Origin of the sequence: Pontibacter harenae (assembly GCF_020907245.1) — a bacterium.
In the GTDB taxonomy this organism is placed as follows: domain Bacteria; phylum Bacteroidota; class Bacteroidia; order Cytophagales; family Hymenobacteraceae; genus Pontibacter; species Pontibacter harenae.
The window spans coordinates 1-19,466 of sequence record NZ_JAJJWH010000003.1; the positions used below are offsets into that span (position 1 = coordinate 1).

General features: G+C 44.1%; 15 protein-coding genes and 1 pseudogene. 4 read left to right on the top strand and 12 right to left on the bottom strand.

Features of this window, described 5'->3' with window-relative positions:
* Positions 1-738, bottom strand: a pseudogene (locus tag LN893_RS02300) (gliding motility-associated C-terminal domain-containing protein); the annotation flags it as partial.
* A 217-nt stretch (positions 739-955) separates the two neighbouring features.
* Between LN893_RS02300 and LN893_RS02305 the strand changes: the two are divergent.
* From LN893_RS02305 to LN893_RS02320, 4 genes are all read left to right on the top strand, one after another.
* Positions 956-1,639 (top strand): succinate dehydrogenase cytochrome b subunit, encoded by a 684-nt coding sequence (locus LN893_RS02305; protein WP_229967888.1) that lies wholly within the window; start codon positions 956-958, stop codon positions 1,637-1,639.
* A 21-nt stretch (positions 1,640-1,660) separates the two neighbouring features.
* Positions 1,661-3,595: a fumarate reductase/succinate dehydrogenase flavoprotein subunit gene (locus LN893_RS02310; RefSeq protein WP_229967890.1), complete on the top strand. Its 1,935-nt coding sequence runs from the start codon at positions 1,661-1,663 to the stop codon at positions 3,593-3,595.
* A gap of 152 nt (positions 3,596-3,747) precedes the next feature.
* A complete protein-coding gene (locus tag LN893_RS02315; RefSeq protein ID WP_229968167.1) occupies positions 3,748-4,503 on the top strand; it encodes a succinate dehydrogenase/fumarate reductase iron-sulfur subunit in 756 nt (251 codons plus the stop codon).
* Between the two features lie 151 nt (positions 4,504-4,654).
* Positions 4,655-5,179 (top strand): NADPH-dependent FMN reductase, encoded by a 525-nt coding sequence (locus tag LN893_RS02320; protein ID WP_229967892.1) that lies wholly within the window; start codon positions 4,655-4,657, stop codon positions 5,177-5,179.
* 156 nt (positions 5,180-5,335) lie between these two features.
* Here the strand turns inward: LN893_RS02320 and ftsZ are convergent, their stop codons facing one another.
* The 11 genes from ftsZ to LN893_RS02375 form a co-directional block, all read right to left on the bottom strand.
* The gene (gene ftsZ / locus LN893_RS02325; RefSeq protein ID WP_229967894.1) at positions 5,336-6,859 is read right to left on the bottom strand and encodes a cell division protein FtsZ; all 1,524 of its coding nucleotides are present in this window, start codon (positions 6,857-6,859) and stop codon (positions 5,336-5,338) included.
* Between the two features lie 24 nt (positions 6,860-6,883).
* Positions 6,884-8,209: a cell division protein FtsA gene (gene ftsA / locus LN893_RS02330; RefSeq protein ID WP_229967896.1), complete on the bottom strand. Its 1,326-nt coding sequence runs from the start codon at positions 8,207-8,209 to the stop codon at positions 6,884-6,886.
* A gap of 12 nt (positions 8,210-8,221) precedes the next feature.
* Positions 8,222-8,983, bottom strand: coding sequence for a cell division protein FtsQ/DivIB (locus LN893_RS02335; protein ID WP_229967898.1), 762 nt, complete (start codon positions 8,981-8,983; stop codon positions 8,222-8,224).
* A complete protein-coding gene (murC, locus tag LN893_RS02340; RefSeq protein WP_229967900.1) occupies positions 8,970-10,379 on the bottom strand; it encodes a UDP-N-acetylmuramate--L-alanine ligase in 1,410 nt (469 codons plus the stop codon). Before murC ends, LN893_RS02335 begins: the two co-directional genes overlap by 14 nt.
* Positions 10,376-11,488, bottom strand: coding sequence for an undecaprenyldiphospho-muramoylpentapeptide beta-N-acetylglucosaminyltransferase (gene murG / locus LN893_RS02345; RefSeq protein WP_229967902.1), 1,113 nt, complete (start codon positions 11,486-11,488; stop codon positions 10,376-10,378). Before murG ends, murC begins: the two co-directional genes overlap by 4 nt.
* Entirely contained in the window at positions 11,481-12,659 is a 1,179-nt protein-coding gene (locus LN893_RS02350; protein ID WP_229967904.1) for an FtsW/RodA/SpoVE family cell cycle protein, read from the bottom strand. Before LN893_RS02350 ends, murG begins: the two co-directional genes overlap by 8 nt.
* 22 nt (positions 12,660-12,681) lie before the next feature.
* Positions 12,682-14,025 (bottom strand): UDP-N-acetylmuramoyl-L-alanine--D-glutamate ligase, encoded by a 1,344-nt coding sequence (murD, locus tag LN893_RS02355; protein ID WP_229967906.1) that lies wholly within the window; start codon positions 14,023-14,025, stop codon positions 12,682-12,684.
* Positions 14,026-14,202: 177 nt separating this feature from the next.
* Positions 14,203-15,423, bottom strand: coding sequence for a phospho-N-acetylmuramoyl-pentapeptide-transferase (gene mraY / locus LN893_RS02360; protein ID WP_229967909.1), 1,221 nt, complete (start codon positions 15,421-15,423; stop codon positions 14,203-14,205).
* Positions 15,424-15,473: 50 nt separating this feature from the next.
* Entirely contained in the window at positions 15,474-16,937 is a 1,464-nt protein-coding gene (locus tag LN893_RS02365; RefSeq protein WP_229967911.1) for a UDP-N-acetylmuramoyl-L-alanyl-D-glutamate--2,6-diaminopimelate ligase, read from the bottom strand.
* Positions 16,937-19,036: a PASTA domain-containing penicillin-binding protein gene (locus LN893_RS02370; RefSeq protein ID WP_229967913.1), complete on the bottom strand. Its 2,100-nt coding sequence runs from the start codon at positions 19,034-19,036 to the stop codon at positions 16,937-16,939. Before LN893_RS02370 ends, LN893_RS02365 begins: the two co-directional genes overlap by 1 nt.
* Entirely contained in the window at positions 19,026-19,454 is a 429-nt protein-coding gene (locus LN893_RS02375) for an FtsL-like putative cell division protein (protein ID WP_229967915.1), read from the bottom strand. Before LN893_RS02375 ends, LN893_RS02370 begins: the two co-directional genes overlap by 11 nt.
* Between the last annotated feature and the right edge of the window lie 12 nt (positions 19,455-19,466).

A 19,466-nucleotide genomic window follows, 5' to 3' on the forward strand; every position in this document is an offset into this window, starting at 1 on the left:
GGAGTCCCAGACGAGCTGCCCGTTGTTGGGGTCCAGCGTCAGGAAGGCGGGGCCTGTGTCGTCGGCGTTCCGACAGCCAGCAAACGTGTTGCTAGGCAAGGTGTACCCTGGTACTGGCTCGGCACCACCTACTCCCATTCGTTGCGGCACCCTCAGCTTAAAGGAGAGGCTGTCGCCGTCGGCGTCGTAGGCGCCTGGGTTGTGCACGAAGCGCCTGCCCACAGCGGCAAGGTCTATAGGGGCAACCGTCAACACAGGGGTGCTGTTGAAGCCCCTGAAAGAGTTGATGTTGATGGTGGTCGAGATATAAAAAGAGTGCTGATCTGATGGAGCAGCCATGTTAAGAATTCCTGCATTACGCACTTCGCCATTCCAGGAAATAATATAGGTGCCATCGGCACCGTAAGTATATTCCCAGTTATAGACGTTCATGTCCGTTTGATTACCTATATTAGGGCCTCTGCTCTGGCCAGTTACCCTGTTCACCAAAACAACGTCGCCATTACCCATAGATACACGAACAGTCGGATGATCTGCCGTGGAAGCAGTGTTCATATAAATGACCATTGTAAAGAAAAATCGGCGTGGATTTGGGTTAGCTGTCGTGTCCCGCCTTGCAGTAATGTCGCCCGCACGTATGTGCGATGCCTGCACCTTGTTTAAAATTCCCATCAGGGTTATCAGAAAGCAAAGCAAACCAATGTGCAGCAGGTACCTCATGCGTAAACCGTGTGGCATATAGGAAGTATTAGGGATGAGTTAAGCTATAATGCTAACAAAAAAATATCGCTATTATTTTTAACAAAATATAGCAAAACTGGTTTATATGGTTCAATGTCCTACGCATTACAATTTAGATTGATTCAAAATATGTTATTAAAATTGTTTCGTAAAAGCCCCGCTACTACCTTTGGCAATTAGATATGCTTTACATTAAAACCTTTAACAAATACAGATGAGTTGGTTTACTAAGACGTTTTCCAGTACTATTGGCCGAAAGATCATTATGTCGATTACGGGCCTGTTTCTGTGCTCTTTTCTGGTGGTACACCTAATAGGTAACCTCCAGTTATTTAAAGACGACGGAGGTGCAGCATTTAACCTGTACTCTTATTTTATGGCTAACAACATTGTTATCCGTATAATGGAGATTGTACTTGTTGCTGGTTTTGTTTTCCACATTTATGATGCCATCGTCCTGACAAGGAAAAACAAAGCAGCACGCCCTATTGACTATGCTGAGCAAAGACCACAGGATAACAGTACCTGGTCATCCAGAAACATGGGTTTACTTGGCACTGTCATTTTGGTTTTCCTGATTATTCACCTCTGGAACTTCTTTGTACCAGCAAGATTTGGCGGGTTAGAAGGCGTTGTGATTGATGACGTAGAATATGAAAACCTGTACATTAGGGTTGTTGAGTCATTCCAGATCTGGTGGTATGTTCTGATCTATGTGATTTCAATGATTGCCTTGGCGTATCACCTTATCCATGGTTTCCAAAGTGCCTTCCAAACACTTGGTTTAGACCATAAGAAGTATACTCCGTTTATCCAGAAATTTGGTTATGCGTTCTCTGTGCTAGTATGCCTTGGGTTTGCCATTATACCAATCTACTTCTTCTTTTTCTTTAGATAACAACAAACTGTTAGCGTTGCTATGATATTAGATTCAAAAATCCCTGAAGGCCCGTTAGCCGAGAAGTGGAACAGTCATAAATTTGGTGTTAAGCTGGTAAACCCAGCTAACAAGCGTAAATACGATATTATTGTAGTAGGTACTGGCTTAGCTGGTGCCTCTGCTGCTGCTACTTTTGGCGAACTAGGTTATAACGTGAAGGCTTTTTGTTTTCAAGATTCTCCTCGCCGTGCACACTCTATTGCGGCACAAGGTGGTATTAACGCAGCTAAAAACTATCAGAACGACGGTGACTCAGTTTTCCGTCTTTTTTATGATACTATAAAAGGTGGTGACTACCGTGCCCGTGAGGCGAATGTTTACCGTCTGGCAGAGGTATCAGTTAACATCATTGACCAGTGTGTGGCGCAAGGCGTACCCTTTGCACGTGATTATGGTGGGCTGTTGGCAAACCGGTCTTTTGGTGGTGCTCAGGTGTCGCGTACATTCTACGCACGTGGCCAGACAGGACAGCAGCTATTGCTTGGAGCTTACTCAGCTCTTAACCGCCAGATAGCCTACGGTAAGGTAAAAGTATATCCTCGTACTGAGATGCTTGACCTTGTAATGGTAGATGGTAAAGCTAGAGGTATTGTAACGCGTAACCTGATTACAGGTAAAATTGAGTCTCACAGTGCACATGCTGTTGTGTTGGCAACAGGTGGATACGGTAACGTATTCTTCCTTTCAACCAACGCAATGGGCTCTAACGCCACAGCTGCCTGGAGAGCACACAAAAAAGGAGCATTATTCGCTAACCCTTGCTATACTCAGATTCACCCGACCTGTATACCCGTTTCAGGTGGCTACCAGTCTAAGCTTACGCTTATGTCTGAGTCACTTCGTAACGACGGCCGTGTGTGGGTACCTAAAACTGTAGAGATTGCAGAAAGGCTGAGAAAAGGTGAAATCAGAGTTGCCGATATCGCAGAAGCTGACAGAGATTATTACTTAGAGCGTAAGTACCCTGCTTTTGGTAACCTGGTGCCTCGTGACGTGGCCTCTCGTAACGCTAAATTAGTTTGTGACGAAGGCCGTGGTGTAGGTTCATCTGGATTGGCAGTATATCTTGACTTCGCAGATGCTATCAAACGTGAAGGACAGCCTGCAATCGCTGCTAAGTATGGTAACTTGTTTGAGATGTATGCTAAGATCACAGACGAGAACCCGTACGAAATACCAATGCGTATCTACCCTGCCGTGCACTATACCATGGGCGGCCTTTGGGTTGATTATAACCTTATGACAAACGTTCCTGGTTTGTACGCAGCTGGTGAGTGTAACTTCTCTGACCATGGTGCTAACCGCCTGGGAGCATCTGCGCTTATGCAAGGTTTAGCTGACGGTTATTTTGTGTTACCTTACACTATTGGTGACTACCTCGCTAAGATGCCTTACGACAGAGTTCCTGTTGATCATCCTGCCTTTATTGAAGCAGAGCAGAATGTAAAAGCGATCACAAATAAGCTTCTTTCTATAAAGGGTACGCGTACTGTTGACGAGTTCCATAAAGCCTTAGGCTTGCTTATGTGGGAATACTGTGGTATGGCTCGTAACGCAGAAGGACTTAAGTTTGCTAAACAAGAAATTCGTAAGCTTCGTGACGAATTCTGGCGCGATGTGAAAGTGACTGGTGTAAACGAAGAATTAAACCAGACACTAGAAAGAGCACACCGTGTGGCAGACTTCCTGGAATTAGGTGAGCTAATGGTTGACGATGCGTTGCACAGAGAGGAATCTTGTGGTGGCCACTTTAGAGAAGAGCACCAAACGCCTGAAAACGAGGCTTTACGTGACGATGAGAATTTTGCTTATGTAGCAGCCTGGGAATATACAGGAGAAGGCAACCAGCCTGTGCTACACAAAGAAGAGCTGAAGTTCGAAAATGTGAAACTGACGCAGCGTAGCTATAAATAATAAGGATAATTAAAAGTTAGAAATTCAAAATTAGAAATGAAAAGCCTCTACAAATTGTTCTTAAAGGGCATCAATTCTGATAATTTCTAATTCATAATTTATAATTTCTAATTAAAAAAGAAATGGCTGGAAGTAATCCAAATGCTAAACCAATGGACCTTACGCTAAAGGTTTGGCGCCAAAAAAATAGAGATACAGCAGGTCAGTTAGTTACTTATCCTGTTAAGGGCATTTCACCAGATATGTCTTTCCTGGAAATGCTGGATGTACTGAACGAAGACCTTCTGATCAGAGGTGAAGAGCCTATCGCTTTTGACCATGACTGTCGCGAAGGTATCTGCGGTATGTGTAGCTTGTTCATCAACGGCCGTGCACACGGTCCTGAGCGTGGTACAACAACATGCCAGTTACACATGCGTCACTTCAAAGATGGTGATACTATTACGATCGAGCCTTGGAGAGCGGCTGCCTTCCCTGTTCATAAAGACCTTGTAGTAGATCGTTCTGCTCTGGATCGTATTCAGCAGGCAGGTGGCTACGTTTCTGTAAACACAGGTGGTGTACCAGACGCAAATGCTATTCCGATACCTAAAACAGTGGCAGATAAGGCGTTTGATGCAGCCACATGTATACAGTGCGGTGCTTGCGTAGCGGCTTGTAAAAACGCTTCTGCTATGTTATTTGTGAGTGCTAAGGTTTCTCAGTTAGCTATGTTGCCACAAGGTAAAACTGAGCGTAAAACACGTGTGGAGAACATGGTAGCTCAAATGGACATAGAAGGATTTGGTGCCTGCACCAACACTGGAGCTTGTGCAGCAGAGTGTCCTGTTGGAATTTCTTTAGAGAACATCAACATTCTCAGAAGAGAGTTTATTGCGGCCAAAGCCACTTCGGAGAACCTTGCGTAGATTCAACGAAATTATTTATAAGGAAAAGGCGAGGCAGTAATGAGCTCGCCTTTTTCTTTCTATAGGCATTCCGAAAATTAGTAGTACCCTCTCCTCCATTTGATGGAACATTTTAGTAAAGCGCCAGTTACACTTACAAACAAGACTAACTATGATTACTGTTATTTCAGGCACCAACAGGCAAGACTCAAAGACCAGGGCCATTGTTGGGCTTTACGTTGATTTGCTTAAAGCAAAAGGAGTAGCGTATCAGATACTAGATCTGGTGTATCTCCCAGAGGATTTTACTATAAAAGCGCTCTATGACTATACAGGTAAGCATGAAGAGTTTAATAAGCTAAGCGCCTTGATCCGTAACTCTGATAAGTTTGTATTTATAGTACCTGAGTACAACGGCTCTTTCCCTGGTGTTTTGAAAACCTTTATAGATGGCTTAGACTACCCTTATACCTTTAAAGATAAAAAAGCTGCTTTAGTGGGTGTTTCTTCTGGCATGCAGGGTGGATTGCTAGCTCTCAGCCATCTTACTGATATTTTCAACTACCTTGGTATGCATGTGCTGGCACAAAAAGTGAAGCTCGCCTTTATTAGCAAGAACTTCGACGGCAAATTGCTAACGAACCAACTGTATAATGAACTGCTAGAACAGCAAGCAGAGAGCTTCATTAAGTTCTAAGAAAGGTGCTAGAGCATATTTAAAGGCTTTAAATATGATGCTCTAGCTGTGCTTTCATAGCAGCAGTTCTCTTTTATCAGAATTTCAACTCTATAGTACAGAAAACAAAAAAGCCCGCATTACTGCAGGCTTTTTTGTTTGGTGGGCTATACTTACTTAGTCCACGTTATCATGTAGGAAACGATTGTCTCCTAATATCTCATTATCATCATTCAAATTGAAGCGAGATATGTTACGCTCCGAAGAATGCGCTACAGAATCTAAAGCTACATTGCGGCGTAGATATGCAGGCACATCTAATTTTTCTTTAATAGACTCAGACGTAACTTCTGTATTTGTGCTCAACATGCGCAGACGCTCTCTTCTCTCCTCAGCCCTACGGTGCATCAATGCACGTTCCTCTGCCTGACGAGTAGCCGCAACTTCTTCAGGAGAAGGTGTTGAAGCTTGCGCAAATGAATTATTATTTACTTGTCCGTCAAGCTCAAAAACAACACGCTGTGGCCTTACATCCTCAACTGGTCTACGAGACTCTGCCTGCTGCTGTGGAGCAGTTGGTTGCTGTGGAGCAGAAACTGGTGCTACTACAGGCTTAGATACAAAGGCTGCAACATCTGGAGTCTCTACTTTTGCAGGCTCGTTAACCTGAATTTTCTTCTGACTCTCAAGGTCGAAAACTGTTTTTTTTGGCTCCATGATATCTTCTGCACTGCTTGCAAAACCAGTTGCAATAACAGTAACACGGATGCTCTGCCCAAGGGAAGAGTCAATACCATGTCCGAAGATAACTTCAGCCTCCTGACCAGCTTTGTCCTGGATATACTCTGTGATTTCAGTTAACTCATCCATTTCCAATTCAGCCTGCTCACCAGACATAATAGAAAGGAGTATTTTCTGAGCACCGTGAATATCAGTGTTGTTGAGCAATGGAGAAGAAAGTGCTTCTTCAGCTGCACGTAAAGCACGACCTTCGCCCTCAGTAGTCGCAGAACCCATCACTGCGGCACCAGAGTCTTTCATTACCGTCTTCACGTCTTCAAAGTCAACGTTTACTTCAGCTGTAACTGTAATAATTTCAGCAATGGATTTTGCTGCCGTTGTCAACACGTTATCAGCTTTCGCAAAAGCCTCGCGAATGGTAAGGTTACCAAACATTTCACGAAGTTTGTCATTCAGGATTACCAGAATAGTATCGCAGTTTTCGCTGAGTTCCTTTACACCGTTTTCGGCTGCTACCTTCTTCTTCTTTCCTTCGAAAGCGAAAGGCGCTGTAACGATACCCACAGTAAGAATACCAAGTTCTTTGGCAACTTTAGCAATAACTGGTGCAGCACCTGTACCTGTGCCTCCACCCATACCAGCGGTAATGAATACCATTTTGGTATCGGAGCTCAGCATCTCTCTGATTTCCTCTTTGCTCTCTAAAGCAGCGTGTTTACCTTTTTCAGGGTTAGCACCTGCTCCAAGTCCCTCAGTAAGGTTTTGGCCAATGGCAAGTTTATTAGGTACGCCACTGCTCTTCAGGGCTTGTGCATCGGTATTACATATAATAAACTCAACATCTTTGATGCCTTGATTGTACATGTGGTTAACAGCGTTGCTTCCACCGCCCCCGACACCAATCACCTTAATGATGGACTTACTGCTGGATGGTAAGTCAAAAGTGTACATTGAAGTCATGCTAATTTCTCCTGCTCTTATGGGTTAATAACTTTGTTTGTTGTCTATGTCGTCAGATAAAAAGCCTTTCAGCTTCTGGAATAGGTTTGTACCCGTTCCACTTGTGGTACTAGAGGCTGGCTTCTGCACCACTCTATTGTTGTACTGCTCTTCTTGCTGCTGAGGCACCTCAACATAAGTTGTAGATGGAATACGATCTATAGGTTGATATCCTGCCAGTACTAATCCTACCGTCGTAGCATACATTGGGCTCTTTACCGCGTCGATCTTAGACTTACCCAAATGCTCGTTCGGATAACCGATACGCGTATCTAAACCAGTGATATATTCTACCAACTGCACCAAGTTCTGTAGTTGTGCACCACCGCCTGTAATAACGATACCAGCAGCTAAGCTATTGGCATAACCAGAACGCACAATCTCGGCATAGACCAACTCCACAATCTCTTCCATTCTGGCTTCAATAATAAAAGCCAGATTCTTAAGAGAGATCTCTTTGGGAGTACGGTCTCTTAAACCAGGGATAGACACAATCTCGTTTTCAGATGCTTCATCGGCAATAGCTTTCCCAAACTTCACCTTAAGCTGCTCTGCCTGGTTTTGCATTACCATGCAGCCTTGCTTGATGTCTGAAGTTATGATGTTACCCCCAAAAGGAAGTACAGCCGTATGACGAATGATATTATCTTTAAAGATCGCTAAGTCAGTCGTTCCACCACCAATATCCACTAACGCAACACCTGCTTCTTTTTCCTCGTCGCTCAGCACAGACATACACGAAGCCAAAGGCTCCAGGATCAGATTATCTATTTCTAAGCCTGCGCGGTTAACGCATTTGTTTATGTTGTTAATGGCATTCGATTGCGCAGTAATGATATGGAAATTTCCTTCCAAGCGTACTCCTGACATACCTACAGGGTCTACGATACCTTCCTCGTAATCAACTTTGTACTCCTGTGGCATCACATGGATAATCTCACTACCTGGAGGCGTTACCAGTCGGTACATATCATTGGTGAGGCGATTCACATCGTCTACTGTAATCTCATGGTCTGTCACTTGGCGCGTAATGCTGCCATTGTGCTGCAGGCTCTTTATATGCTGTCCTGCAATACCTACATTCACAACGCCGATATTGATGCCTGATTGTTCTTCGGCCTGGCGGATTGCTCTTTTGATGGCATCTACCGTTTTATCAATGTTGCTTACGATACCACGAACTACACCCTCAGAAGGTGCCTTGCCCATGCCTAAGATCTCCAGTTTCCCGAATTCGTTCTTCCGACCAACAAGTGCGCAAACTTTGGTTGTGCCAATGTCCAAGCCTACTACTATTTTGTCGTTCTGCATACTTTGTATAGGTTATTCACAAATAATCTGATCTTCGTACTCTACATTAACTCTCTTATATTTGTCCCACCCCATGTAAGGTAACACTTCTTTATAAAAGATCATTAATTTCTTAAATTTATCCTCCATATTCTCTGGCCTGCCGAACTCTATTGTGTGTTCGCCCACCTGTGGAAGAAAAGAAACTTTACCCTTGCCATCTATATGCATCTGGGCTAGCTGAGCTTTCCAAAATGCATCATTTTCAATATAATCCAACAAAGATAGATAGGCTAAACCTGTCGTATCCTTAAAAAATCCTTCATTTAGTGGCTCTATCAGAGCCGAATGAGTAATGGGTATTACACGAGCTGTGTATCTGTCGGAAAGGGGCAAGGTATTTCCTTCCTTATCGATGTATACATCCTGATTTGATCGTATAATTCTAGCTATTGGTCGGTTCTGTTTAACATTCACATGAATGTTGCCATCTAACCCTCTGAAAACCTCCGCCTCTTTTACAAACTTATGTGCTTCAACACGTGCTTCGAGGCTTCTAAGATCGATTTCCTGATTCGGAACCCCTTCCAAATTTCGCTCTCCATTTTGGATTAGAAGGGCTGTTACTTCCTTATCCCCAATAAAGTAATTGTTGTACTCATTATCAATATTTATGGACACTTTCTCACATTTTTTTTCATCCTGTCTAGATGAAGCAAAACCTGCGAGTGCACCAATTGTAACCAAGCTACAACCTGCAAAAATTAAAGATTTTAATTTACTATTCAAGCCCATAGCCATTATTTACTAAAAATTTTCTTATTGGCTTTACAAGCGTATCGATATCTCCAGCGCCAACCGTTGCTAAAACGTCAAAATCTTCATTCTGGCGCAGATTTTCCAGTACTTCTTCTTTCGAAATAAGAGTCTTTTTTGCAACAGAAACCTGCTCTAAAATAATGTCTGAAGTTACTCCTTCTATAGGTTTTTCACGTGCTGGATAAATGTCTAACAGTACAAGTTCATCAGCTAGGCTTAAACTCTCCGCAAACTCATTTGCAAAGTCGCGTGTGCGGGTATAAAGGTGCGGCTGAAATATCACTTTAATTTTCTTGTTTGGATACATAGCGCGCAGCGAAGACATAAACGCTTCTATCTCTTTTGGATGATGCGCATAGTCATCGATATACACTTTTCCCTCGCCTTCATATATAAACTCAAATCGCCTTTTTACCCCTGCGAAACTCTCTACGCCAGCTTTAATCTTTTCGGGCTCAACACTTAATACTTGTGCAGCCAAAGTAGCCGCCAAAACATTTTCAACGTTATGAAAACCAGGTACTCCCAAGCGCATGGAAGCTATGTTACCGAGTGGCGAAGCAGCTTCGAACTCAAACCAGCGGCCTTTTATATGCATGCTTTCAACGTGTGCCTCCCCTGCCTTCAAACTATACCTGATTACTCTAACACCATCTTGAATTCTTTGCGTGAGGCGTGGGTCAGTATCCTGCTGCAAAATAAGGCAGCCGCCTGGCTTAATTTGACTAATGAACTGCTGAAAAGTTCTAATCAGTTCCTCTTTATCACCATAAATATCCAGGTGATCAGGGTCTGCTGACGTAACTATTGCAATATCAGGATGTAAGGTTAAAAAAGAACGATCATATTCATCTGCCTCCACCACTACTATATCTCCACCTGTTCCGCCACTTCCTATCAGCAGGTTAGAATTAAGGTTAGTACTGATACCTCCAAGAAAAGCTGAAGTATTCACCCCTGCCTGGTGTAGTAGGTGCGTAACCATGGTAGAAGTTGTAGTTTTACCATGCGTACCAGCTACTGCTACGGTATAGGCAGATGCTGTAATGATACCCAGAACCTCTGAACGTTTCATGATCGTATAGTTCTGCTCTTTCAGATATGCCCACTCCTGGTGCTCATGCGGTATAGCTGGCGTTAATACCACCAGCGTTTCTGCCTTGTGCTGGAGTATTTCCTTAGGCAAATGCACCAGGTTATCCCCATAGTGCACCACAACGCCTTCCTGCTCCAGTGCCTCAGTAAGGAGAGTACGCGTTTTATCGTAGCCCCAAACTGGAAAGCCTTTGGCTTTAAACCAACGGGCGATAGCACTCATGCCAATGCCGCCGATGCCTAAGAAGTAGATATACTTATAATCCTCCAGTTTCACTTGATCAGTTTGATTAACTCGTTAACAATATCAACTGCCGCATTTGGACGCGCCATGGTTAGTATTTGCTGCGACAGGCGCTTCTGTTCCTGCTCGTTCTGCAGCAAATCGAGAACAGCCTGCACCAACTGCTGTTGGGAATTTTTGTCTTTTACTAACACAGCGGCATCTTTTTGTACCAAAGCCATTGCGTTCTTTGTCTGATGGTCCTCAGCTACATTTGGCGAAGGCACCAGAATAGCAGGCTTACCTGCCAAACACAGCTCCGAAATAGAGAGTGCACCCGCTCTGGAAATAACTACATCTGCAGCGGCATAGGCTAAATCCATTCGTTTTATAAAATCGAAGGCTCTTACACCAGCGGCAGCGTATGGCTGCTCCAGTTCCTGTGCCTGCGGATAATAAGTTTTACCTGTTTGCCAGATTAACTGATAACCAGCTCCCGCTAATCTTTCTAATCCAGCTGCTATACTTTGGTTTATGGTTCTGGCCCCCAAGCTACCACCTATCACCAGAATGGTCTTCTTTTCAGACGTCAGTCCAAAATGTAGCAAGGCCTCCCGCTTCTTCTCCTTAATATCCATGATATCCTGGCGCACAGGATTTCCTGTTAGCACCAACTTTTCAGCAGGAAAAAACTGCGACATATTATCATAAGCCACACAAACTTTATTCACACGTTTTGCCAACAGCTTGTTTGTAATACCTGCATAAGAATTCTGCTCTTGAACTAGGGCAGGCACATTACGCGCGGTAGCGGCATATAACAACGGTCCGCTTGCATAGCCTCCTACTCCTACAACTGCATCGGGTTTAAATTCTTTTATTATCTTATGAGACGCACGTACACTTGAAAACACCTTTAGCGGAAACGAAAGGTTGTCCAGCGTAAGGCGGCGCTGCAAACCGCTGATCCATAAACCTACAATCTTATAACCAGCCTCAGGCACACGTGTCATTTCCATTCTGCCTTTGGCACCTACAAACAAAATATCAGAGGCAGGACTAATTGCCTTGATTTGGTTTGCGATAGCCACCGCAGGATAGATATGCCCACCTGTGCCACCTCCACTGATGATGATGCGATATGGTCTTTGGCTATTAAGCATTAACTGGTTTATTTAAAATTGGCTCGCTTACGGCTGCTTGTTGAGCTTCTCTATCATTTCGGCTCACGCTAAGAATAATACCCAACGATATACCTGTAAAAATCAGCGATGTACCACCCATGCTCAGCAGTGGCAACGGTAGACCAGTAATAGGCCCTAATCCCACAGCCACAGCCATGTTCACCATACCCTGCAACACGAGGCTGAAACTTAATCCTGCTGAAAGTAATCCTCCGAAAGCCCCTCTACTATTCAAAACGGTCACCATGCCGCGGTAGAGTAGCGCCAGGTACAGGAACAACACTACTGCTCCTCCCAGCAAACCATACTCTTCAATAATGATGGAGTAAATAAAATCTGAGTAAGGGTGCGGCAAAATATCACGTTGATCGCTATTTCCTGGCCCCTTGCCTATTACACCACCCGTAGCAATAGCAATGTAAGACTGCTCCAACTGGAATGGTGTCGCGTTAGGATCCATAAAGTCTTCTACACGACTGATTGCCGTATCTAAACGTTGCCCTGCCGCTAGTGCAATACCTCCAAACACTCCCCCTGCAACTATTACTGCTAACAAATATTTGGCAGGAACCCTGCCTATAAACATGAGCAACAGGCAAGTAGCAAACAGCAACACAGCAGTGGATGTGTTTGTTAAGAAGATAAGCGAACAGATAACAACGGTCCATCCGAAGATCGGCAGTAGAATCTGCTTGATATCATTCTTAATATCCTGGTTCTTCCCCATCTTATCCTGTCTCTTAGAAAGCATGCTTGCTAAGTAAGAAATCAAGGCCAGTTTAGCTAAGTCGGAAGGCTGGAAGGTTTGGTTGATAACTGGAATTGTTATCCAACGGGAAGCTTCGTTTATGTTAGAGCCATAGATATAGGTAATTATGAGCAATGGAGCCGATATAACTAGGGCTAACAAAGAAAGCTTTGAGTAATAGCGGTAATCTATTTTGTGAGCGGCCCACATAAAGGCGAGCCCCACCAAAATAAGGAAGGAGTGCTTAAAGAGGAAATACTCTGTATTGCCCTCCATTTTTTTGTACGCAAGTGTTCCTGTTGCAGAGTATACCACTGCAACACTTAAAAGCGAAAAGGCAAGAACAATACCCCAAAGTACTGCATCTCCCTTCAGATTCTGCTGTAACCAATTTCTGATCATAAACCTCTGGCTAATGTTTATGCTATTTCTTTAAAACTATCTTCTCTACAGCTTCTTTAAAACGCTGCCCACGATGCTCATAATTATTGAACAAGTCGAAACTGGCACATGCTGGAGACAATAAAACCACATCTCCTGCCTCTGCCAGTGAACGGCCTAAACGCACGGCATATTCAATAGAGGTTGTTTCTGCCACAATCGGCACAATTCTATTGAAAGCCTGCTGCAGCTTTTTATTATCTTTGCCTAAGCAGATCAGCACCTTTACTTTTTCACGGGCTAAATCTTCCAGTACACTATAGTCATTCCCCTTATCCACACCTCCGGCAATCCAAATAATTGGCTGTTTGATGCCTTCCAGCGCATAATAAACCGCCTCCACATTGGTAGCTTTTGAGTCGTTTACATAGGTTACTTCTTTTGCCACTCCTACCTTCTGCAGACGGTGCTCGGCATTCTGGAATGTCTCCAGCGCTTTAGAAATTTCCTCGTCGCTTACCTTCATCAGCTTTGCCACCGCCACGGCAGCCATTGTGTTGTACTGGTTGTGCTTTCCGATGAGCGGAGATTTTGAAACATCCACCTTCCCTTCGTAAAATTTCACCTCAACCTCAACCCTTCCATTCTCAAACTTTACCTTCGCATCCTCAGCACCCTGAAGCGAAAACGGCACTACTGTACCGCCAAATGTTGCGTGGTCGAAAGCCTTCGCAATGTTTTCATCATCGGTGTTGTACACAAAAAAATCGGCACCTGCCATGTTCTGTGCAATGCGCAGTTTAGAGGCAGCATACTTCTCCATGCTATACTCATAGCGGTCAAGGTGGTCGGGCGTAATGTTCAGCAATACGCCAATGTGCGCCTTAAACTGGTACATGTTGTCGAGCTGAAAACTGCTTAGCTCCACCACATAGTAATCGTACTTGTTCTCAATTACCTTCTCCGCCAGGCTCTCCCCTACATTTCCTGCCAGTGCTACATTTATACCTGCCGATTTTAGCAAGTGGTAAGTGAGCAGTGTGGTGGTAGTCTTACCGTTTGTGCCTGTAATGCAGATAAACTTTGCATTAGTATAACGGCCTGCAAACTCTATTTCCGAGATTACAGGTATCTCTCTTTTGGCTGCTTCTTGTATAATTGCAGCTTTATCAGGAATGCCAGGACTTTTAATGATTTCATCAGCTTCTAGGATTTGGTTGAATGTATGTTCTCCTTCTTCAAAAGGAATATTGGCATTGTTGAGTTTAGCTTTATACTGCTCCTTTACCTGCCCCTGATCCGATACAAACACCTCTAGCCCCTTTGCCTTTGCCAGCAAAGCGGCCCCTACACCACTCTCTCCCGCTCCTAGTATTGCTAATTTCATAGTTTGTTATTTCGTGCTTTACGTGTCGTGTACTAACTCTGATAATAATTAACAAAGTCACTTAACTTCGGCTTCCATATGGCAATTTCTGACATTTTGTTTTCCAGCGTTTCGCTATGAACATATTGCTTTCCTTAGTCTTCTCCTATGAGACAGACTCAAAGCGAAATACCAGTTCTACCTAAGTTTCAGCGTAGCCAGCGTTAAAATGGCTAGCATGATACCTACAATCCAGAACCTGGAAACAATCTTTGCTTCGTGATAGCCAAGCTTCTGGTAGTGATGGTGCAGCGGCGCCATCTTAAAGATGCGTCGGCCTTCGCCATACTTTCTTTTCGTATACTTAAAATAGCTCACCTGCAACATCACCGACAGGTTCTCTATCAGGAAGATGCCACAAAGCATTGGAATCAACAGTTCTTTTCTTACAATCAGGGCCAGTACCGCTATTATTCCGCCTATGGCCAAACTGCCTGTGTCGCCCATAAACACCTGTGCCGGGTAAGAGTTATACCACAGAAAGCCTACACACGCTCCCACAAAGGCCAGACAGAATATAGCCAACTCACCTGAGTTTGGAATAAACATGATATCCAGGTAATCGGCGAAAATGGTATTACCTGAAACGTAGGTAAAAATCGCTAACGTCATTCCAATAATAGCCGAGGTACCTGCCGCTAAACCGTCTATACCGTCGGTAATGTTAGCGCCGTTTGAAACTGCCGTAATTACCAAAATCACGAATGGAATGTAGAGGTAGCAAGACCAGTCCTGAAAAATAGGCCCAGCAAAGGCAAACAGGTTACAGTAATCCAACTCATTATTCTTTCGGAACGGAATAGTTGTAATCATCGACTTGATGTCTGTAAAACTACCAGAAGCGTTTACAGCTGAAGTGGTACCATCAGAAAAAATATACTGACGCACTACCACATCATCACTGAAGTATAACGTGCATCCTACTATCAACCCCAGTCCTATCTGACCCAGCACTTTAAATCTGCCTGCCAGACCTTCCTTATTCTTTTTGAATACTTTAATATAGTCATCCAGGAATCCGATTAAGCCTAACCATACTGTAGAAACCAGCATCAACAAGATGTATATGTTATCGAGGCGCGCAAAAAGTAAAGTCGGAACAAGAATTGCTAATAAAATTATTAGACCACCCATTGTTGGCGTGCCTTTTTTAGCCATTTGTCCTTCCAGACCAAGATCGCGGATGCTCTCCCCTACCTGCTTGCGCTGCAGCACTTTTATCAGCTTACCGCCAAAAATCATTGCAATAAGCAACGACACGAGTGTAGCCATACCTGCCCGGAACGAAATGTATTGGAACACGCCAGCTCCAAAAATATCGAACTCGCGGTCTAAGTATGTAAAAAGGTAGTATAACATTTAGTACTTCTGTAACCTTTGGCTAAAAGGGTTATAATTATTTAATTTTATTATTTCTGTAACTGTTCGAACGCCTCGCGCAACACCTGCTTATCGTCAAAAGGGGCTTTTACGCCCTTTACTTCCTGGTATGTTTCATGGCCTTTGCCAGCCACCAGTATAATATCGTTAGTATCTGCCAGCATACAGGCCGTTTTGATTGCCTCCCTACGGTCCAGCACCGACAGTGTTTTCTTATAATCAAGCGGCTTCACACCTTTCTGCATGTCCTCTAGTATCGCCTGCGGCTCTTCAAAGCGCGGGTTATCAGAAGTAAGTATAACTTTGTCGCTCAAGCGGCAGGCAATGTCTGCCATTACAGGCCGCTTAGCTGCATCTCGGTTTCCACCGCAGCCCACTATTGTAATAACTTTCTGCAGCGGCGTTCTGATCTGCTGGATCGTATTCAGCACATTTTCTAAGGCGTCAGGCGTATGCGCATAATCTACTATACCTGTAATCTGCGTATCCGATACCACATAATCGAAACGGCCAGCAGCAGAATTCAGGCTGGAAAGCACAGTTAACGTCTCCACAGGATCTTCGCCTAAAAGTACCGCTACACCATATGCGCTGAGCAAATTATAAGCATTGAATGCCCCAATAAGCTTGCACCATATCTCATGACCATCTATCTCTAAGTGTAAGCCTTGGATTGTATTATCGAGGATACGGGCTTTGAACTCCACAGCCTTTCGCAAAGCATAGTAATGCACATCTGCCTTTGTGTTCTGCACCATCACAGGACCACGCTTATCGTCGGCATTTATCAGCGTAAAAGCACCTTTCGGCATTCCGTCGAAGAAAAGCTTTTTGGCTTTGATGTACTCATCAAACGTCTTATGGTAATCTAAATGGTCGTGGGTGATATTGGTGAAAACACCACCTGCAAACTTTAGTCCCGCTACTCGCTGTTGTACCATGGCATGTGAACTTACCTCCATAAAACAGTAAGCACAGCCAGCCTTCACCATTTTAGCCAGCAACTCGTTTAGCGTAACCGCGTCTGGCGTGGTATGGGTGGCAGGAATTACTTCCTCATCTATCTGGTTTTGTACCGTAGATATCAAACCAACATTATACCCCAATTCACGGAACAGCTTATGCAGTAGAGTAACCGAAGTGGTTTTTCCGTTTGTACCTGTTACCCCAACCAGTTTTAACTTTTTAGATGGAAACCCATAAAAAACCGAAGCCATTTGCCCTAAGGCTAATGCAGAATCAGTCACTACTACATAAGTGATAGTTGGCTCCAGCGATTCTGGCAACTGCTCGCAAACTATAACGGCTGCATTTGCCTCAACGGCTTTAGCTATATAAGCATGCCCATCCGATTGCACGCCACGCACAGCCACAAAAGCAACTCCCTCGCGCACCTGGCGCGAATCGAAGGTAATGGCAGCAACAGGCACCTCCAAAGAGCCTCTGCTGTCGAGTACTTTTACCTCTTGTAGTATGGTTTGTAGCAATTGCATTAGCTTAAAACAATCGTTATTCTTTTTTCTTCATTTATTACAGTACCTGGCTCCAGCGACTGCTTCTGCACACGCTTTCCGACGCCCTGAACCTCTACCTGCAAATGCTCATTTCCAAGTATAAATAACGCATCGCGCAGTGTCATTCCTTTTACATCGGGCACCTGCCCTTTCAACATAGCGTTGCTCTCAAACTTTAGAGAACGTTGCATTGGCTTTACTTGCACCCACTCTTCGTCTACCCCTGCAGTATGGTTGCTAATGCCAATCTTGTTCAGGATAAGTGTCAAGTCATCTAAACTTCCTGCTTCTGGGTTAGGGATACTGTTTCTTTCAGGAATTACCCTTGCCTGAAGCGGCTGGTGCATAGCCAGGTCACGGGCATAGGCCTTATCAGCCAGCTCTTTAAACACAGGAGCCGCCACATCACCACCGTAAACGTTTACACCTTTGGGGCTATCAATAATCACGATGCAGCTGTACTTCGGATTGTCTGCTGGGAAATAACCTGCAAAAGAAGTTGAATATTCACGAACGTAGCGTCCGTTCTTCACTTTACGAGCCGTACCAGTTTTACCAGCAATCTTGTAATCTTTGTTGCGGATGTTTCTGGCAGTACCCTGTTCTACCACTCCTTCTAGCATTGCTCGCAGCTTTTTTAGTGTCTCATCCGAGCAAACTTTTTCATTTAGCACACGCGTGTGGAAAGATTGAATTACTTGGTCCGCTTTACGTATCTCTTTTACTATAATCGGCTGAATTTTTACACCGTTGTTTGCCACAGCATTGTAGAACGCCAGCGTCTGTAGTGGAGATATCTTTGTTTCGTAGCCTATACCCATAGAGGTAAGCGTAGTCCCATACCAGTTTCTATCTTGCGGGTTCTTAATATATGGCCGCGCCTCCCCTTCCATCTGAAACCCAAGTGTACTACCCAAACCGAATTTATTCAGATAATCTACATAGGCCTGCGGGTTTGTAGAGAAAGTCTGCTCCATCAATTTAGCCACACCAATGTTAGAAGACTTCTCAAACACCTGCTGCACCGTTATCTTACCAAAACCTCCATGATGCGAATCGCTCATATAGGTGTTCTTGATGCGGTAACGGCCATTACCTGTGTCTATAGAATCTGCAAGACTGATAGTAGGGTTATGCTCCAGCATGGCCATCATAGAAGCAAGCTTAAAGGTTGAACCAGGTTCCGTACGCCCTTGGTTACCAACAGCATAGTTATAATCCTCTATGTAACCACCTTTAACTTTGCCGAGGTTAGCAATGGCTTTTATCTCGCCTGTCTTCACCTCCATCATAATCACGCAGCCATACTCGGCATTTGTTGCCATCAACTGCTTATAAAGCGCATTCTCAGCTACGTCCTGCAGGTTTATATCTATAGTAGTCTTGATATCATAACCATGAAGCGGCTTAACTTCCGTACCATCATACACAGGCTTATTACCTCCTGCAATACGCTCAAAAAGCGCTTCGCCGTCTGTACCAGCCAAGTCGTTGTTAAAGCTAAACTCAAGACCCGCTCCGTTTTTGTCTTCGTTTATAAACCCAATGGTACGCTCTGCCAAAATTCCGAATGGTTTGAAACGCTTCTCTACCTTCTCGAAGATAACTCCACCGCGGTTTTTGCCTTCTCTGAAAATGGGCCACTGCGACATCATCTTTTTATCCTGGTAGTTGATCTGACGACCGTGCAGTCTGATGTAACGCCTTCCAGCATGACGTGCGTTTTTAATCCTGCGCCTGTAGTAATCTTCAGAACGATCTTTATAAAAGCGGGAAAGCAACATCGCCAGCGAGTCTATACCTGCATTAAAACTTTCAGCTTTAGCAATGGTCGGATCGAAGGCGACTCTATAGAATGGCAAAGAGGTAGCCATGATGCTTTCGTTGTCAGAAAAGATATTTCCGCGCGTGGCAAAAACTGGCTGGTAATGAATTCTTCGCTCTTTTGAAATTTTCTTCCACTTTTCGCCATCGGAGAACTGTATGCGCGTGAGCTTATAAAAAATAGCGCACGCCAAAACACAGACAACCAAAAAGGCTACCCGTACCCTGACTACTATGGATTTCTTAATATTCATCTGCAGGTACTATAACTTGATAAGGCGGAGATGAACTTTCTACAAGGCCAAGCGGAGCGACATTTCGCGCTACCTCAGATTGCTTGCTTGCCTCCATGTACTCAGACGCAAGCGTAGTATAATCTGCACGCAGATCTTCGGTTTCAACTTTAACCTTATCTATTCTGCGGATTGTTTTTTCGGCGTAATGGGTATTGCCGATATAGAAAAGCGTAATACCTGTCAGGAATAGGATATGTGGCAGGTACTTAAGTGGCACCCCCTCTTCGAACAAAGAGTCAAGGTTGGTATACTTATCGAGGTAATGAAATAAACTAAAACCTTTGGATTTAGTTTTTGGCGCCTTCTCCTTAGGCTTCACACGCGCCTTATTTCCTTTGGGCGTGCTAGGTCTTTCTGTAATAAGGTTAGAAGCCATAGTTTTACTCTT

Bases quoted from the DNA above. Each gene is read 5' to 3' on its own strand.
- LN893_RS02305 (WP_229967888.1), top strand. From the start codon at position 956: ATGAGTTGGTTTACTAAGACGTTTTCCAGTACTATTGGCCGAAAGATC.
- LN893_RS02310 (WP_229967890.1), top strand. From the start codon at position 1,661: ATGATATTAGATTCAAAAATCCCTGAAGGCCCGTTAGCCGAGAAGTGG.
- LN893_RS02315 (WP_229968167.1), top strand. From the start codon at position 3,748: ATGGACCTTACGCTAAAGGTTTGGCGCCAAAAAAATAGAGATACAGCA.
- LN893_RS02320 (WP_229967892.1), top strand. From the start codon at position 4,655: ATGATTACTGTTATTTCAGGCACCAACAGGCAAGACTCAAAGACCAGG.
- ftsZ (WP_229967894.1), bottom strand. From the start codon at position 6,859: ATGACTTCAATGTACACTTTTGACTTACCATCCAGCAGTAAGTCCATC.
- ftsA (WP_229967896.1), bottom strand. From the start codon at position 8,209: ATGCAGAACGACAAAATAGTAGTAGGCTTGGACATTGGCACAACCAAA.
- LN893_RS02335 (WP_229967898.1), bottom strand. From the start codon at position 8,983: ATGGGCTTGAATAGTAAATTAAAATCTTTAATTTTTGCAGGTTGTAGC.
- murG (WP_229967902.1), bottom strand. From the start codon at position 11,488: ATGCTTAATAGCCAAAGACCATATCGCATCATCATCAGTGGAGGTGGC.
- LN893_RS02350 (WP_229967904.1), bottom strand. From the start codon at position 12,659: ATGATCAGAAATTGGTTACAGCAGAATCTGAAGGGAGATGCAGTACTT.
- murD (WP_229967906.1), bottom strand. From the start codon at position 14,025: ATGAAATTAGCAATACTAGGAGCGGGAGAGAGTGGTGTAGGGGCCGCT.
- mraY (WP_229967909.1), bottom strand. From the start codon at position 15,423: ATGTTATACTACCTTTTTACATACTTAGACCGCGAGTTCGATATTTTT.
- LN893_RS02365 (WP_229967911.1), bottom strand. From the start codon at position 16,937: ATGCAATTGCTACAAACCATACTACAAGAGGTAAAAGTACTCGACAGC.
- LN893_RS02370 (WP_229967913.1), bottom strand. From the start codon at position 19,036: ATGAATATTAAGAAATCCATAGTAGTCAGGGTACGGGTAGCCTTTTTG.
- LN893_RS02375 (WP_229967915.1), bottom strand. From the start codon at position 19,454: ATGGCTTCTAACCTTATTACAGAAAGACCTAGCACGCCCAAAGGAAAT.